The following is a 16,947-nucleotide window of genomic DNA, read 5'->3' on the forward strand; positions in this document are numbered from 1 at the left end:
GCTCAGGAGGACGCACCTTCCTTTGGACAGACGCCGTCGCGAACCTTGCGCGTGTTCTCCATCGCGCAGAACTTGGGTCCGCACATGGAGCAGTAATGCGCGGCCTTGCCGTCGGCGGCGGGCACGGTTTCGTCGTGGTACGCGGCCGCCCGGTCCGGGTCGATCGCGAGCGCGAACTGGTCGCTCCATTGGAAATCGAAGCGCGCGCGGCTCATGGCTTCGTCATGCGCGATGGCGCCGGGATGCCCCTTTGCAAGATCCGCCGCATGCGCCGCGATTTTGTGCGCGACGACGCCTTCCCGCACGTCGTTCTTGTCGGGCAGGCCGAGGTGTTCCTTCGGCGTGACGTAGCAGAGCATCGAAACGCCGTGCCAGGCAATCAACGCGCCGCCGATCGCGCTGTTGATGTGGTCGTAGCCGGCGGCGACATCCGTCACGAGCGGGCCGAGGGTATAGAACGGCGCATCGCAACACCACGCACGCTGCTTCTCCACATTTTCCGCGATTTTGTGCAATGGCACATGGCCGGGGCCCTCGTTCATGACCTGTACGTCGAACGTCCATGCGCGCCGGGTGAGTTCGCCCTGTGTCCTGAGTTCGGCGAACTGCGCCGCGTCGTTCGCGTCGGCAATGCACCCCGCACGGAGACCGTCGCCGATGGATACCGCCATGTCGTACGCGGCCAGGATTTCGCAGATCTCGTCCCAATGGGTGAAAAGGAAATTCTCCAATCCGTGCGCTTGGCACCAGTGCGCCATGATCGCCCCGCCCCGGCTTACGATGCCTGTCTTGCGCGCCGCCGTCAGCGGGATGCAGTCCTTGAGCAGGCACGCATGAATCGTGACGTAATCCACGCCCTGTTCGGCCTGCTCAATGAGCGTGTCGCGGTAGAGTTCCCATGTGAGCGCGGCGGGTTCGCCGGCCTTTTCGACCGCCTGATACAACGGCACGGTGCCGATGGGCACGGGCGCATTGCGGAGAATGCGCTCGCGTGTCTCGTGGATGTCCGGGCCGGTCGAAAGGTCCATGACCGTATCCGATCCCCATCGGATTGCCCAGACCATCTTTTCGACTTCTTCTCCGATGGAACTCGCCAGGGCCGAATTGCCGATGTTCGCATTGATTTTGACCAGAAACTTGCGGCCGATGATCATCGGCTCGCTTTCGGGATGGTTGATGTTCGCGGGGATGATTGCCCGGCCGGCGGCCACTTCCCCGCGGACCATTTCCGGCGTGATGGGACCGTCAGCCGCGCCTTCCACGCGCATATTTTCGCGAATGGCGACGAATTCCATTTCCGGCGTCACGATGCCTTCGCGGGCCAGGCGCATCTGGGTCGGACGGGGGCCGGTCCGCGCGCGAATCCAGTCCTTGCGAATCGGTGCAAGGCCCTTGCGGATGTCAATGGATGCATCCGGATCGGTATACGGGCCGCTGGTGTCATACAGGACGACCGGACCGGCCCCGGTTTCGACGACGCGCACCGGCACGCGGATGGATGCGTCCGATCCGACCACATACGCCTTTTGGGATTGGGGAAAAGGACCGAGCGCCAAGGCACAAGGGGCTCGCCTGTCGTTCAAATCATTCAAGAAAATAGTCTCCTTTATCGAAAAAAGTATATCACTCCTGCGGACCGGATTGCAGTTTGGATGCGCGCATCCGAGAGTAATTCCTTGGCGCGGCGCCGGCCGTGATCAGCGCGCGGGGCGCAAGAGCGAACTGGTGAACACGTTTTCGGCCAGCGGCGTGCTGTCAAGCAGACGGAATCCGAAACGTTCGTAGAAGGCGATATTTTTTAGATTGTGCGTGATGACGTAGGCCGGGAGCCGATCCCGGTCGGCTTGGGCGAGCGTGTGTTCGATCAGGGCGGACGCAACGCCCCGGCCTTGGTGTTTCGGATCGACGCCGAGCACGTCGAGGATCCAGTGGGGGCCGGCAACCTCGTTGCGGTAATGGCGCTGCACGTCGGCGTTGGTGCGCAAGACACGCCCCAGGTTGCGCAGGCCGAACCGGAGCGGCGCCGTGATGAATCCCGCCCGGATCAGCGTCCAGAGCCCTAGGTTGTGGTTGAAATCGGGCGGAAACCAGCCCGCTATTCCTTCCAGATTTTCGGTGGTGAACAGCGCGCCGATTGGTTGCAGATACGCCATCCACCGCGCATGGGCCCACGCCAGCACGCGTTGCCGACGAAACGGATCGGGAATCGTGTAGTTGGTCAGGGGATCGTCGGCAAAGGCCCGCGCCAGCATTTCGCCGGCTTCGCGGCATTGATCAGCGCGCAATGGGACTATGCGCACGGCCTATCTCCTCGACAAGGGACGGGAAGCAATCGAATGCTACCCGACTTCGATGCCGGCCTTTGCGAGCGCCTTGCGCAGATCGTCGGGGGTAAAGGGCTTCTGAAGGCACATGATCGCGCCCATCTCGACGATGCGATCCATCTGCTCTCCCTCGTAGTAGCCCGTCATTGCGACGATGCGCGTGCCGGCATGCTGCGGATCGTTCTTGATGCGGCGGCAGACCTCGAATCCGTCCACGCCGGGCAGGCGCAGATCCAGAAACACGACATCCGGACGGAACGAGGCGACCTGGTGGCCCGCATCGTAGCCATCCATGGCAATCTCAATCTCGAACGAGGCTTTCGACATCTCCAAAAATCGGCGAATAACGGACAACACCGCCTTTTCATCGTCCACGATAAGAATTTTGACGCCCGAATCCTTCAGATCCTCGTGAAGCGGGATTTCGTTTTCCTTGAGGAAGCGAATCAGATCCTCGCGGCGTATCCGGCGGTGGCCGCCGGGCGTCTTGAACACGCGAATCCGGCCGGATTCGGCCCATTTGCGAATGGTGTCGGGGGTGACGTGGCAATAGGTGGCCACTTCAGAGGTACTGAACGAAAGTTTGGTTTCCATCGTATGCGCTATCTCGCGTCAATTGACGTTGGGGCGTTATGGCGTCTGCCGCATCCAGCCGAACAACCGCGAAAGGCCGGTCATCAATTTATGGAGCTGGAGCGGGGAGTCGAACCCCGGACCCCGTCATTACGAGTGACGTGCTCTACCAACTGAGCTACTCCAGCCAAAAAGAATGGTGCCAAGGGCCAGAATCGAACTGGCGACACGCGGATTTTCAGTCCGCTGCTCTACCAACTGAGCTACCTCGGCACACGCCGGTAGCATACGAAACGAAAAAAGACGATGTCAAGTTTGCTCGTGCGCAAAATTCGCGCCACGCCTACGGGCTCATCAAGCGGACGACGCGGACGGGCGGTCCGATCTTCGGAAAGACGAGCGGCGTCTTGACATTCCATGCCAACCAAAGATACCCATGAGCGACGACAAGAGAAACAGATCGCCCGGCGTCATTCGAGGCGGTTCGCCGGAATTCAACCCGGACCGCGTGCCGCCGAAGCATCCGTGTTCTTCGCCTTCGCCTTCGCCTTCGCCTTCACCTTCGCCTTCGCCTTCGCCTTCGCCGACGGGCGTCAACGCGAAATTCCGTACCGCCACCGCACCGGCGTTCACCAAGACGGAGTTTTCCTGGGCGTCCTGATATCCCGATGCCGAGGCTCTTAGCGTGTATGTGCCGGCGGCCAGTGTCGCAAACAGGTAGATGCCACTGCTGTTCGTCGTCGTTTGCAGGCTCTTGCCGAGGACTTCGACCGTCGCGCCCGCAATCGGCTGGCTCGTGACGGCATCGGTGACGAGGCCGGACAAACTGCCGTTTACCAAACCTTTTACGGTGACGGCGCCATCCTGGCGCGACACGGTCGTGTACCAGTCGAAGCGCTGGCCGTATTGCCCGTTGAGTTGGGCGTCGTTCAGGCGGACCGCCAGTACCGCGCCTTCCGAGGCGGAATCCGACACGCGGAACTTGAGATTGAGCACATCGCCCTGCGCCTTCCGCAACGCTTCGGAGTTGCCCAGGCTGAACCGGATGGTGCCGGCCTGATCGGTATTGGACGCGCCCTGGAAATCCTTCGTCAGCGATCCCAGTTCAGCCGAGACCAGTTCGAGTTGGTCCGGATAACTGATCGTGAAGTCCACGCCAGTGATACCCGTCGTGTCGCTCACCTCGATCGGCACGTCCACGGTGTCGCCCGGCGCCGCTTCCTCCGAAGCGACCGCCACCGTCACGCCCTCGTCCGCCTTGATCTGCATCTCCAGCGGCAACGTCTCCCAGGCTGAATCCTTGCCGGGGGACGGATAATACAACGGCATGCCGACGCCCTGCCGCAGCATCATGACCGCGTCGGCGCTGTCCACGAGGCCGTCGCCGTTCATGTCGCCGGTTTCCCGTTGCCATTCCTCGAAGGCGTCGCGCTTGACGACCAGCCGCAGCGCGCGGATGGCGTCGCCCGCGTCAACGTATGTGTCTTGGTTCAGGTCGCCGAGGACGTGGCCTGACGCCAAGCAGAGCAGTTTCGCCTCCGGCGTCGTGACGGTCATCGCCGTGCCGGTCGTGTCGTACAGGCGGACGGTCGGCAGCGTGAGGTCGCCGCAAATGGGCCCGGCCACGTCCGTCCGCATCGTCAGCATCACGTTGAACAGCGTGCCTTCGCCCCGGAACGACTCCGCCGTTCCGATGTAGCCAATGGTGACTTGTCCCTTGTCCATGTCCGTGTTGACGGAGAACGGCACGCTGCGCGAGATGTAGGACCGCTCGACCCGGGCGCTTTCCACGAGCGTCGGATCGAAGTTCAGGCGGATGTTCAGCCCGCTCGGCTGAATGCCCCATGCGTTCGATACGTTGATCGGCACGCGGACTTCCATCGTGTCCGGTACGTCTGGATACGCCGCCTGGTTCGGAATCCATACATCGAGCAATCCCACTCGCACGGACACGGCGCCGGACGGATCGCTTTCGTTCCCGTCCAGGTCAACCGCCGTCACCGTGTACGAATACTCCTGCCCGGGCGTGAGCGCGCTCGTGTCGTCCGCATAACGGGGATCGGTCACCAGGCCATCGGTGTTGACCCTCACGCCGTCGCGGTACACGTTGTATCCGGCAAGGTCCGGCTCCGTGTTGGCGTCCCAGCGCAGTTGCACGAACTGGCCGCCCACCGCCGCCGTCAGACCCGTCGGCGGCAACGGCACGATACGCGCCATCCGGATGTTCAACGTCATCGGCGCAGTGAATCCGCTGCGCTCCTGCGTTTCGTACTGATCCTTCGTGAAGCGGATCTTGAGCGCTCCCTGGCCGCTGGCGATGGTGAACGAGAACCGTCCCTGGCCGTCGGTCGTCGTCTGGCCGAGCGGGGCGTTCGTGGCGAGAACAGACAACGCAACCTCCACGCCCGGCAGCACGGCGCCCGAATCCGCGTCGCGCACGACCCCGCCGACCGTCACGTTGACGCTGGCCGGACGCACCACGATGAAGTCGTATTTTGTTTCCGTGTCCGATCCGCCGTCCGTCGTCACGGTCAGGGACACGGTATACGTGCCCGCGCTCTGGTAGGTGTGGCTCGGGCTTTGCAGCGAGCCCGTGCCGCCGTCGCCGAACACCCACGCCCACGATCGTGGCGTCAATCCCTTGTAGTCCGAATAATCCGTGAATTGCACCGCCAACGGTTCGTCGCCCAAGCGCGGCGTCGCGCCGAAATCGGCGTTCGGCGGCATGTTGGGCACGTTGACCGTCAGCGAGGCCGCGTTCGACGTCGCGCTGCCCGCCATGTTCGACACCACACAGGCATACGAACCCGAATCCGACGGCTGCGCGGAGGCGATGCGGTACGTGGGCGTCGTCGCGCCCGAAATGCTTGCCGCGCCCTTCCGCCACTGGAAACTCAACGGCCAACTGCCCGACGCCTCGACGCTGAAACTCGCGCCCGCGCCCTGGTTGACTGTCACGGATTGCGGATGAGACGTAATCACCGGCGGATCGTTTACGGTCAGTGTTGCCTCATTTGAGGTTGCGTTGCCCGCCGTATTGCTCACCACGCAAGAATACGATCCTTCGTCCGATTGCTGCGCGGCCGGAATGGCAAACGTCGCATCCGTCGCACCGGAAATGTTCGTCCCGCCCTTCTTCCATTGATAACTCAGGGGGGCCGTGCCCGTCGCCGTAACACTGAACGACGCCGGTTCGCCCGGATTGACGGTCAGCGACTGCGGATGAGACGTAATCTGTGGCGGATCGTTCACGGTCAGTGTTGCCGCATTCGATGTCACGCTGCCCAAGGCATTGCTTACCACGCAAGAGTACGATCCTTCGTCCGATTGCTGCGCGGCCGGAATGGCAAACGTCGCATCCGTCGCACCGGAAATGTTCGTCCCGCCCTTCTTCCATTGATAACTCAGGGGGGCCGTGCCCGTCGCCGTAACACTGAACGACGCCGGTTCGCCCGGATTGACGGTCAGCGACTGCGGATGGGCGGTAATGGAAGGTGATTCGCCCAAGGTCGTGACACACGCTTCTTCCGATGCATCCGAATAACCCGAGACATTATATGCCTTCACTATGCAACAATAGAATGTGCCTGGCAATAAGCCGGAGATATCGTAAGAAACAGTTTCCCCAATTCCCGTCGAAACGGCTATAGTCCCGACAGATTCAAAATCGCCTTCTGTTCCGATCCTTCTGAAGACTTTGAATCCGAGTTCATCGAACTCTCGATCTATCCAATGCAACGTAACCTGAGTCGTGCCCACATTGGAAAACGAGAGATTATCCGGAGGATTTGGAATACCCGTGACTCGTAGTGCTGCCGGATCCGATATCGCGCTGCCCAATGCATTGCTTACCGAACAATCGTATAATCCCTCGTCGTACCCTTGCACGGAGGGAATAGTAAATGAGGCGGTTGTAGCGCCGACAATGGCAACCCCGCTTTTCCTCCATTGATAACTCAGGGGTGGCGTGCCCGCCGCCGTCACGCTGAATGAAGCCGGCGCGCCGGGGCTTACGTTTTGCGATTGAGGTTGCGCTGTGATTTGAGGTGGTGTATTTACGGCCAATGTCGCAGCGTCGGAGATCGCGCCGGTCGGATTGGCGACGTTCTTGACCACGCACCGGTACGTGCCCTCATCCGAGGTCTGTGTGGACGCGATGCTAAACGTCGCGTTCGTCGCGCCCGAAATGTCCGCCGTCCCCTTCCGCCACTGGTAACTCAGCGGGGGCGTGCCCGTCACCGTCACGCCGAAACTCGCGGTGGCGCCCACATTGACCGTGAGGGACTGCGGTTGCGCTGTAAACACCGGCGGGTCCGTCACCGTCAATGTTGCTGGAGCCGACGTGACGCTCCCCGCGACATTGCTCACCGTGCAGGTATACACGTCCTCGTCCGACTGCTGGGCCGAACTGCGCGTGTACGAACTGCCCGTCCCCGTCGCGATATTGACCCCGCCCTTTTTCCACTGGTAACTCAACGGGGCCGTACCATTGGCGGTTATCGAAAAGACCGCGTTCTGCCCCGGGTTCACCGTAACCGACTGCGGTTGCGCCGTAATCACCGGCGGATCGTTCACGGTCAGCGTCGCCGGATCGGATGACACGCTGCCCGCGACATTGTTCACCACGCACCGATAATTGCCTTCATCGGACTCCTGCGCGGATGCAATGGTATAGATCGCGTCCGTCGCATCGGCGATGTCCACCCCGCCCTTTCGCCATTGGTAACTCAACGGCGGCATGCCCGTGGCCGTTAGGGTGAACGTGACGCTTTGTCCGGGATTGACCGTACGGGACACGGGCTGCTCTTCGATCGAAGGAGGCGCCGTGTTTAGATCGAATTCATTTGTCAGCGCAACGCCCGCCGGTTTGGTGATCAAGGCGAAGACGTTCGTCGGCGCCTCCCCGATGTCTGCGTAGGCCACCCCGCATGCGAGACAGGCCGACAGCATGAGTACTCCAAACCGTCTCATCTTCATTCCTCCGTGTCAATATCTTATCCGCTATCTTTGGGTTCTTTTCAACCGCCGAAATAGCAAAGAATGCAAAGCGTAGGACAGACTGTCCAGTCTGTCCATCCCAAAACCATGCCATGCCCGCAGATGGACGGGCTGGACAGCCTGTCCATCGATCTACTTCGCCGCATATTCGTACTGACGCTCCTGCAAGCAATCGAGACGCACCGCCAGCCGCACCAGCGCCCGCAGTACATGCAATTCCTCGTTCACGCGGTCGAGCAATGCCCGCTTGTCGCGCCGCAGGCTGGCGCGTTGCACCAGCGCCAGCAACTCCAGCAGGCTCGCATCAATGCGGTCGCCCAGCGATTTCCGCCCGTTCTTCGGAAAACGATTCGTACGCGACAGGAACCACTGCGCGAAATCGAACAACGTCACCGAAACATGAGGTTCACATATGCCAGACTGTTTCATTTCCGTGCACCCATTCCGGCCTCCAAAAATCCGCTAGGGGCTTCGCCCCTAGAACCCCATAAAGGCAAAAAAATAAAGTGTAAAGGAAAAACCGACTAGCGGGGCGAACCGGACACGCAGAGGCGAACCCCGTTGCCGTAGTTCCTGTGGCCGGGATAGTTCCAGATGCGATACGCGGACCGGCAGTACCTGACGCCGTTGATCCAATTGCCGCCGCGCAGCACCCGGCCCATCCCTGTACTAGGACCCTGTGGATCTGATACTGCGCCCGCCGCGTAACTCCCGTACCAGTCCTGGCACCATTCCCAGACGTTCCCGCTCATGTCGTAAAGTCCCCAGGCGTTCGGCGTCTTCTGGCCCACCGGATGCGTCGTATCGCCACTGTTGTCATAATACCATGCATAGGTTCCAATCTGGCTGTAACTTGGATCATCGCCCCAGTAAAACCGAGTGGTGGTTCCCGCCCGGCAGGCGTATTCCCATTCGGCTTCCGTAGGCAGCCGGAACGTCAGGCCCGGATTGGCCTGGTTCAATTTGTCGAGAAATCCGTTCGGTTGCGTGATGTCGTCCCACGAAATAGACTCGACGGGCCGGCTCATGTCGCCGGTGAAGTAGGACGGGTTCGATCCCATGACCGCCTGCCATTGCGCCTGCGTGACCTCATATTTACCCATCCAGAAGCCTTGCGTCAACGTGACCTGATGCTGCGGGTCTTCGTCGGAATTGCTGTCCTGTTCGCCGGCATACCGGCCCATCATAAAGGTCCCCGCCGGGATCCAGACGAATTGGATCCCCGCGAACGTGGCCTCCTCGCCCGGCGTGGGCTCTTCCGCGTCGGTCGCGGTGACCTTGGCCCGGGCATTGGGCCAATGGACGCCCGGTTTGCCGGCCAAGGCGTTCCAGACGATGTGCTTGCCAGTCCCGTTCGTTACGGCCGGACCCACGTCACCGGACAAATCGCCGAGTCTCGGTGTGAACGCCCACGTCGCCCCGGCATCGTTGGACAACACGACCGACACGGTCATCGGTTCGATGCCGCCCGACACGTCGTAATAGATGTCCACCATGCCCGAACCGTCGTCGCGCTGGGCCGCCGTCGCGTTCGCGACGACCGGCGCGCCCCACCCCGCCAAAGGCAAAAAGGCCAAAACCCACAATCCCGCATACGCTAGAACCCAAAACCGACGTTTTCCCTGGGAGCGCATCTTCAATCCCTCCTCGGTAAACTCCCCGATACTCTGGTCTCTCCTGCCGTAGCCGCCCGTCTCGCCGACGCGGGCACTATGCCAAAATAATGGTAGCAGGATCCCTTACATTTTGCAAAAACGGGAGGAATCGCAGTTGGTGCTCAACCGTCTCGATCTCCCGCCGTCGGCGTTCAAAAAAACGCCCTGCGTCGGCAAAGTCTTCGAGTAGCGCGGACGAGGATGCCGGGGGTCCTTCAAGCAGCAGCGCATGTTCATGAGAGCCGGGCCTCTTGCCGCAGCCGCCTTGGTGGAAATGGGGCGCAAAACCATTACCAACCGGCTGGTCACTTCAGTTTAGCCGTTCCAGGATTGTTCGGTCGCGTATCGTTTGTTCTCGAAAGAACGGTTCGACACCGCCCCTCGTTCCAGCACATCGTCCAAAGCATCCACGTCGAACGGTGGGCCCCACCCTGGGCATCCACCATTTCTCCGACTTCGCGACCCGTCATACTCAGGCCGCGAACGTCCAGAAATACAAACCCAACGTCGCCAACGCCGTGCTCTACGCCCGTAACTGGCCGGTAGAACAACAACCCTCTACCGAAAGCCACTCTTGAGTCCTACCTTCAAAACAGCCAAACTTCAGAGACAGACTGAACAATCTATCCTACCTTCCGCGCCCGAAAGGTTCCCCATGCGCGTTCAGGGCGGGCGAAGATAAGCAACAACACGGTACACTCAAGGGTGACTGTCTTTTCAATGAATTATATCACAGCCCGACATCCTCTCGGCGGCTTGCGCGGTCCGGCGCGCGCAACGATAATGTCCGCCGAGGCAAGTTGTGTCATGTATTTCCTTTTGCAGATCGGATTGTTCGCGGCAGGCGATGTCCCCGCGCCGGTTTTGGCGTATCTGCACGCCCGTCAGCGCGTGGCGTTTGTCGTCGAGTCCGCGGGCCTGTTCTGGATCGGGGCGGAACTGCTGATTTTGTTCATGGTCGTCGCCGGCCGTCGGCATATTTCCACGGAACCGCTGCCGGAGCGGTTCGTGCTGCAAATCAATGAAAAACGGCGCGCAATCATCGCGGCGGTCGTGTTCACGTTGACGGCGGCCGCCGTGTTGGCGCGCCATTTCGCGCCGTGGACCGTGGACGCGGACGCTGCGGCGGAGGTCTTGTCGGACCGGATGCATGCCCACATGCTCGTTTGGGCCTCGTTCGTTACGGTCTGGGTGCTGCTGGAAACGCTGATTGTGTACCACGGCTGGCGGGGATATTGCCGTCTGCGGGATTTGTTGCCGGATGGCGGTGCGCGCCCGACGATGTCCTTTGCCGCGTTTCTCCTCATTCCATGCGCGGCGGCGTTGTTTACGTGGCCGTCGTCGGCCGCGCCGCCCGACGCGGTTTGGCGGGCGATTCGCGACGTAAACGCGTCGGATCAAGTGTACTGGAACGCGCTGTATCTCTATCTTCGATTGGCGGGCATCTTGTGGATTGCCGTTGAATGGTGGGCGGCGGTCATTCTGATCAAAGGCTACCGCATGCTGGCGCGGGCGGTGTCCTTGCGGGGCGCGGCGTCATGATTCAGTGGATGGGCCATGCCTTTACCGCCTCGGATTATGTGTTCTGGACGCGCATCCAGTGCAGCGCATGGACGCTGGCCGACCTGATTTTGATCTTTTACCTGATTCGGACGGCCAACCTTGCCCGGCGCGTGTTGAGCCTGCGTCCGCACCGCGTGTCCTACGGCATTCTGCTGGCGACCGTTCCGCCCGCCGCGGCGATTCCCTTCATGACTACCGGCGCTGGGATTTTTCTGATCGAACTGGCGGTGACGTTGCCCCATTTCCTGTTGATTGGCTACGTGCTGCTGGCCGATGCCCCGTATTGCGCCGCTGCGCTCGCGGCGCAGATAAAACGATGAAAGTTGGTTTGGGGCGTTTTGTGGGATTATACTTCGCATCTTTGTGGAAGGCGGAACATCAAACAGGAGGTTAGATCCCGAATATGGAACAGACGCTTGTCCTTATCAAGCCCGATGCGCTCAAGAATTCGCTGACGGGTTATGTGCTGTCGCAGTTGTCGGAATTTCACACGGGATTGCGGTTTGCCGCCGCGAAAATCGTCAATGTGACGCCCATGCTGGCGGCGGAGCATTATGCCGAGCACCGGGACAAGGCGTTCTATCCCGCGCTGGAGGATTACATACGCGGCCGCGTGCATTACAACGACGCGCCGCACCGGCGCCGCGTGATTGCGTTTGTCTACCAAGGACCGGGCGCCATTCAAAAGATTCGCGACATCGCCGGCCCCACCAACCCTCATGTGGCGCGGGAAACCCGGCCGGGGTGCATTCGCGCGCTGGGCACGATCGTGCCGATCAAGGATGCGAACGGCGCCGTCATCGGCGAGCGCATGGACAACCTGATCCATGCCTCGGCCACACCACCGGAAGCGGAACGCGAGATCAAACTCTGGTTCAAGCCCACGGACATACCGCCTCTCATGCGGCTGTTTCCGACGGAAGTCTGCGGCGAGCATTATTATTACAAAAACAACCGCCTGTACACGACCTACGAACCGGGCAGTCTCCTGTTGACGGCGCCCGGGGAAATCGTCTGGAAATCCGATCTGGAGGTGGTCTGCGCGATCCAGCGTGGACAGGCCGGCGCCTATTCGCTCAATGCCGTCGCCGCGAAGTACATGATCAACGAACTTCCGGACGAACAATAACGTCCGGGGCACGATGGCATTTTGACTTGTCCGCACGGGGCCGCGTAAAATCCGGCTTTCCGAACAGGCCTTGGGCCGGATAACCATGGAGTTTCCCCCGTGGAAAAAATCGTCAGTCTCTGCAAGCGTCGAGGGTTTATCTTCCAATCGAGCGGCATCTACGGCGGCATCAACGGCTGCTGGGATTTCGGGCCGCTGGGCGTCGAACTCAAGCGCAACCTCAAGAACGACTGGTGGTACGTGTTTGTGTCGCAGCGCGACGACATGGTCGGGCTGGATGCGAGCATCATCATGCACCCGAACGTGTGGGTGGCGAGCGGGCACGTCGAGCAGTTCCACGACATGCTCGTGGACTGCAAGGAATGCAAGCACCGCTTTCGGGAGGATCATCTGGAAGGCGACCGGTGCCCGGATTGCGGCGGCGAACTGACCGAGCCGAAAGCGTTCAATAGCATGCTCAAGACAAGCCTCGGCGTCAGCGACGATACCGCCGTCCACACCTATCTACGCCCGGAAACCTGCCAGTCCATTTTCGTGGACTTCAAGGACATCTACTCGTCCTCGCGGGTGAAGATTCCCTTCGGCATTGCGCAAATCGGGAAGAGTTTCCGAAACGAGGTGAACCCGCGCAACTTCATCTTCCGCAGCCGCGAATTCGAGCAAATGGAAATCGAATTTTTTTGCCGGCAGGAGGAGGAGGACCATTGGTTCGAACATTGGCAGGCCTGCATCTGGCAATGGTACCTCGACATCGGCCTGAAGGAATCGAAATTACGCTGGTTTGAGCATCCGAAGGAATCGCTTGCGCATTACTCCAAGCGCACGGTGGACATCGAGTACGATTTCCCGTTTGGCTGGGGTGAATTACAGGGTCTAGCCAACCGTGGCACATACGATTTGACGCAGCACTCCACCCATTCCGGCAAGGACCTTTCCTATTTCGATCCCGAAAGCAAGGAGCGTTTCGTGCCAACCGTCATTGAGCCGTCGGCGGGCGCGGATCGCACCTGCTTGGCCGTGTTGTGCGACGCCTACGACGAGGACGAAGCGGACGGTGAAAAACGGGTCGTGATGCGTCTGCATCCAAGACTTGCGCCGATCAAGGCGGGCGTCTTTCCATTGGTCAAGAAGGACGGACTGGCCGACATCGCGATTGACCTTGAACGGCGGCTCCGGAAACGATTCGCCACGTTCTACGATCAAGGCGGCGCCATCGGACGCCGCTACCGCCGCATGGACGAAATCGGCACGCCGTTCTGCATCACCATTGATTACGACACGAAGGAAAACGGCACCGTGACGATTCGCGAGCGCGACTCGATGCAGCAAAAACGCATCCCCATGGATGAGGTGGGCGCGTTTGTTGAGAAGCGGTGCTCCTCCGAGCGGGATTGATTTCCATATCTTGCCGGAAAGGGAAGATCTCGTTCCGGAAGGGCCGTGTCATGCGTGTGGATTATGATCGGATAGCCCGGTACTACGACGATTACCGGGGCGGCGGCGGTCCCTTCATGCCCCGTCTGCGGGAACTGGCCGCCGCATGCCGTGCGGGATGCGTTCTCGAACTGGGCGCCGGAACGGGAAACAACACGCAAGCATTTCTACGTGAATACGCCTGCCCGCTGGTTGCCTTGGAACGTTCCGCGGGCATGCTGGCGCAGGGACGCACGAAAGGGCTTCCCGCCCTTTGGCTGCATGCGTCCGCTGAGGCAATCCCGCTTGCGGACGCTTCGGTTCCTTTCGTCTTCGGCGTGTACATTCTGCACCACCTGCCCGATCTCGCCGTCGTTTTTCGTGAATGCGCTCGGGTGATTGGCCGGGGGTATGCGGCCTTTGTAACCGCCTCGACCTCGTTCATCTGCCGGCATCCGATGAATCGTTACTTTCCAAGTTTTGCCAAGGTGGACACGGCGCGATTTCAGCCCCTTGAGTCCGTGGAAGAAGCCTTGCGCATGAGCGGTTTTGTCGAAACGGCTGCCGAGCATTTCGTGGACCGGCCGCGGCCCATTGATCAAGCCTATGTCGATCGTGTCGCGGGCAAATTCATCTCGACCTATGATCTCTTGCCGGAAGGCGAATTCGAGGCGGGACTGGCGCGCCTTCGCGCGGATGTCGCCGATACCGGCCAGTTGGACATCCCGATCGTTTGGGAGTCGTCGGTCGTCTGGGGGCGCCTGTGAAAAAGCGACAAAAGAAAGGCCCGGCCGTCCGCACGCGCGACTGGATCACGCGGCACGAATTCGCCTTTACCCACGATCGAGCCAAGCATCGCAAAGCCGCCGGCGTGCCCGAACCACCTCCTTTGACGATTGCGCCGGAGGATGTGCGCCCCAACGCGATTGTCGTGGCGCACACGGGCCGTTGGGCCTTTGTTTGGTCGGACGATCGGGAACTCATGGCTGAAATAGACGAACGCCTTGGGCGCGACCGATCGACAGTCCTTGCGCCGGGCGACGAAGTCCGGATTGAATTCGCCGGGGAAACCCCGATTGTGCGGGGCGTGGCGCCGCGCCGAACAAAACTCAGCCGTCTCGCGCATGTCCATTCTGCGCTGGAAGAGCAAGTCATCGCGGCCAACGTGGACCTTTTAGTCATTGTGGCGTCGGCGGCGCGTCCGAATTTCAAGCCCGGACTCGTGGACCGCTACCTGATCGCCGCGCAAGTCGGCCACATCGAGCCGATACTCGTCGTCAATAAAATCGATCTTGTCCACACGGAGCCGGAGGCCGTGCGTTTGTACCGCGAAATCGGTATGAGGGTAATCGGCACAAGTTGTGAAACGGGGGAGGGGCTCGACGCGTTGCGCGCCGCGTTGGCCGGGCAATTGAGCGTGGTTGCCGGCCACAGCGGCGTGGGGAAATCCTCCCTGATCAACGCGCTCGATCCGACGTTGAAACTGCCCGTGCAGGAAGTCAGCCAATACAACGAAAAAGGCAAACATACCACGACCAACTCCCGGCTCTTTCAATTAGCCGGAGGCATCCGAATCATTGACACGCCCGGTGCGCGGAACCTCGGCGTATGGAATGTCTCACCCGAAGAAGTCGCCTATTATTTCCCGGAAATGGCCGAATTCGCGGCGGCCTGCCGATTCCGCAATTGCATTCACACGCACGAACCGGGCTGCGCCGTCCGCGAGGCCGTCGAAACCGGCGCGATACCCCGCGCCCGTTTTGACTCGTATTTGAGAATTCGCGACAGTTTGGGAAAAGATAAATGAAACGGAATACCGGCGCGGAACCATTCCGCGCACACGTTGAAAACGGTTCACGTCGGAGGTTGAAATGATGAAGACACGCGGATTGATCGCCCTTGTGCTGTTGGCTGCACTGATTCTTGCAGGTCCGGCGTCCGCCGGCATTCTAAAGGATTACGTCGGAAAATCCGACGACAGTTACAAATACGCCGTCCATTCGACGCTTCCTGTCCAACAAAGCACGGCTTATATCGTCCGGATGACCTCGCAGACCTGGCACGGACTTACATGGGATCATTGGGTGGCCATCTTCAAGCCGGAGAACGTGAAGTATCCCGACAAGGCCCTGTTATTTATTGGCGGCGGTGACAATACCGAGGAGGCCCCGGACCTCCGCGATCAGGAATCGCAGGTGCTTGCCATGATCGCCGGGCACACGCACGCCGTCGTGGCCCGCATCTGGCAAGTGCCCAACCAGCCGCTTTTCGACGGCAAATATGAAGACGCGATCATCGCCTATACCTTTGAACGGTTCGGCAGGGGCGAGGGCGACGACTGGCCCCTGCTGCTGCCGATGGTCAAAAGCGCTGTCAGAGCGATGGACACGGTTCAATCTGTCGCGCGGGAAAAATGGGAACAGGACATCAAGCAATTCATGGTTACGGGCGCGTCCAAGCGCGGTTGGACGACGTGGCTGACCGCCGCCGCCGACCCGCGCGTCGCCGCCATCGCGCCCATGGTCATTGACATGCTGAACATGGGACCTCAAATGGCGCACCAGAAAAAGTGCTACGGCGGGTACAGCGAACAAGTCGCCGATTATACCGAACTCAAGATTCAGGACTATCTTCAGACGCCGGCCGGCAAAAAACTGAGCGATATCGTGGACCCGTATTCATACCGCGATCAACTGGCTTTGCCCAAGACAATCATCCTGGGAACCAACGACGAATACTGGACCGTTGACTCCGCCAAATTTTATTTCAACGATTTTCCGGGACCGAAGTGGATACACTATGAGCCCAACGCCGGCCACGGCCTCAACCTCAACATCGTGCCGGTCGTCGCGGCGCAGTTCCATGCCATGCTGACAGGCGGCAGCATGCCGCATCTCGAATGGAAATTCGTAAACGGTCATTCCCTGCAAGTTTCGTGGGACGATCCCGAAGCCACCGCCGCGCTTTGGCATGCCCAAGCCCCCACACGCGATTTCCGTAAAGCCCGCTGGGTCTCCTCTGAACTGATCGGTAAATGCACCGCCTCCGTGGGACTCACGAAACCTGAAACCGGTTATGCCGCCTATTTCGTCGCCATCACATTCCCGTTGAAATTGGAGAATGCGATTTTTCCCTTTTCGCTGACCACGCTCACCTACGTCCTGCCGGATACCTATCAATCTTTTGACGAGCATCCGGACGACGGGAAAAAGTAATCACATTCTGCCAAAATAATCACTGAAATCCAGTTTATTCTTTTCCCCGGTGAATGCTAAAGTATGCCAATGCATTA

Annotated in this window: 13 protein-coding genes and 2 tRNA genes; 7 read left to right on the plus strand and 8 right to left on the minus strand. The window is 60.2% G+C overall.

Features of this window, described 5'->3' with window-relative positions:
* Window positions 1–2: 2 nt before the first annotated feature.
* The 8 genes from thiC to P5540_00425 form a co-directional block, all read right to left on the minus strand.
* Entirely contained in the window at window positions 3–1,592 is a 1,590-nt protein-coding gene (gene thiC / locus P5540_00390; protein ID HRT63257.1) for a phosphomethylpyrimidine synthase ThiC, read from the minus strand.
* A gap of 105 nt (window positions 1,593–1,697) precedes the next feature.
* Entirely contained in the window at window positions 1,698–2,300 is a 603-nt protein-coding gene (locus P5540_00395) for a GNAT family N-acetyltransferase (GenBank protein ID HRT63258.1), read from the minus strand.
* A gap of 39 nt (window positions 2,301–2,339) precedes the next feature.
* Window positions 2,340–2,918, minus strand: a complete 579-nt coding sequence (locus tag P5540_00400) for a response regulator (GenBank protein HRT63259.1) — start codon at window positions 2,916–2,918, stop codon at window positions 2,340–2,342.
* A gap of 91 nt (window positions 2,919–3,009) precedes the next feature.
* A tRNA-Thr gene (locus tag P5540_00405) sits at window positions 3,010–3,085 on the minus strand.
* Between the two features lie 9 nt (window positions 3,086–3,094).
* Window positions 3,095–3,170: transfer RNA gene (locus P5540_00410), tRNA-Phe, on the minus strand.
* 81 nt (window positions 3,171–3,251) lie between these two features.
* The gene (locus P5540_00415) at window positions 3,252–7,868 is read right to left on the minus strand and encodes an immunoglobulin domain-containing protein (protein HRT63260.1); all 4,617 of its coding nucleotides are present in this window, start codon (window positions 7,866–7,868) and stop codon (window positions 3,252–3,254) included.
* Between the two features lie 159 nt (window positions 7,869–8,027).
* Complete coding sequence (locus P5540_00420) at window positions 8,028–8,324, minus strand: four helix bundle protein (GenBank protein ID HRT63261.1); 297 nt, start codon at window positions 8,322–8,324, stop codon at window positions 8,028–8,030.
* 95 nt (window positions 8,325–8,419) lie between these two features.
* On the minus strand, window positions 8,420–9,529 hold the full coding sequence (locus P5540_00425; GenBank protein ID HRT63262.1) for a formylglycine-generating enzyme family protein: 1,110 nt from the start codon (window positions 9,527–9,529) through the stop codon (window positions 8,420–8,422).
* A gap of 828 nt (window positions 9,530–10,357) precedes the next feature.
* Here P5540_00425 and P5540_00430 point away from each other — a divergent pair.
* From P5540_00430 to P5540_00460, 7 genes are all read left to right on the plus strand, one after another.
* Window positions 10,358–11,092, plus strand: coding sequence for a hypothetical protein (locus P5540_00430; GenBank protein HRT63263.1), 735 nt, complete (start codon window positions 10,358–10,360; stop codon window positions 11,090–11,092).
* Window positions 11,089–11,433, plus strand: a complete 345-nt coding sequence (locus P5540_00435) for a hypothetical protein (protein HRT63264.1) — start codon at window positions 11,089–11,091, stop codon at window positions 11,431–11,433. Before P5540_00430 ends, P5540_00435 begins: the two co-directional genes overlap by 4 nt.
* A gap of 83 nt (window positions 11,434–11,516) precedes the next feature.
* On the plus strand, window positions 11,517–12,242 hold the full coding sequence (locus tag P5540_00440; protein ID HRT63265.1) for a nucleoside-diphosphate kinase: 726 nt from the start codon (window positions 11,517–11,519) through the stop codon (window positions 12,240–12,242).
* 99 nt (window positions 12,243–12,341) lie between these two features.
* Window positions 12,342–13,637, plus strand: coding sequence for a glycine--tRNA ligase (locus tag P5540_00445; protein ID HRT63266.1), 1,296 nt, complete (start codon window positions 12,342–12,344; stop codon window positions 13,635–13,637).
* 50 nt (window positions 13,638–13,687) lie between these two features.
* A complete protein-coding gene (locus tag P5540_00450; protein HRT63267.1) occupies window positions 13,688–14,422 on the plus strand; it encodes a methyltransferase domain-containing protein in 735 nt (244 codons plus the stop codon).
* Window positions 14,419–15,462, plus strand: a complete 1,044-nt coding sequence (rsgA, locus tag P5540_00455; protein HRT63268.1) for a ribosome small subunit-dependent GTPase A — start codon at window positions 14,419–14,421, stop codon at window positions 15,460–15,462. Before P5540_00450 ends, rsgA begins: the two co-directional genes overlap by 4 nt.
* A gap of 64 nt (window positions 15,463–15,526) precedes the next feature.
* Window positions 15,527–16,870 (plus strand): PhoPQ-activated protein PqaA family protein, encoded by a 1,344-nt coding sequence (locus P5540_00460; GenBank protein HRT63269.1) that lies wholly within the window; start codon window positions 15,527–15,529, stop codon window positions 16,868–16,870.
* Window positions 16,871–16,947: the final 77 nt, after the last annotated feature.

Source organism: Candidatus Hydrogenedentota bacterium (genome assembly GCA_035450225.1).
In the GTDB taxonomy this organism is placed as follows: Bacteria; Hydrogenedentota; Hydrogenedentia; order Hydrogenedentales; family SLHB01; genus DSVR01.

Excerpts from the sequence above, each read along its gene's own strand:
- P5540_00415 (HRT63260.1), bottom strand. The coding sequence starts at position 7,868 with ATGAGACGGTTTGGAGTACTCATGCTGTCGGCCTGTCTCGCATGCGGG.
- P5540_00400 (HRT63259.1), bottom strand. The coding sequence starts at position 2,918 with ATGGAAACCAAACTTTCGTTCAGTACCTCTGAAGTGGCCACCTATTGC.
- P5540_00420 (HRT63261.1), bottom strand. The coding sequence starts at position 8,324 with ATGAAACAGTCTGGCATATGTGAACCTCATGTTTCGGTGACGTTGTTC.
- P5540_00460 (HRT63269.1), top strand. The coding sequence starts at position 15,527 with ATGATGAAGACACGCGGATTGATCGCCCTTGTGCTGTTGGCTGCACTG.
- P5540_00440 (HRT63265.1), top strand. The coding sequence starts at position 11,517 with ATGGAACAGACGCTTGTCCTTATCAAGCCCGATGCGCTCAAGAATTCG.
- P5540_00425 (HRT63262.1), bottom strand. The coding sequence starts at position 9,529 with ATGCGCTCCCAGGGAAAACGTCGGTTTTGGGTTCTAGCGTATGCGGGA.
- P5540_00435 (HRT63264.1), top strand. The coding sequence starts at position 11,089 with ATGATTCAGTGGATGGGCCATGCCTTTACCGCCTCGGATTATGTGTTC.
- P5540_00450 (HRT63267.1), top strand. The coding sequence starts at position 13,688 with ATGCGTGTGGATTATGATCGGATAGCCCGGTACTACGACGATTACCGG.
- P5540_00430 (HRT63263.1), top strand. The coding sequence starts at position 10,358 with ATGTATTTCCTTTTGCAGATCGGATTGTTCGCGGCAGGCGATGTCCCC.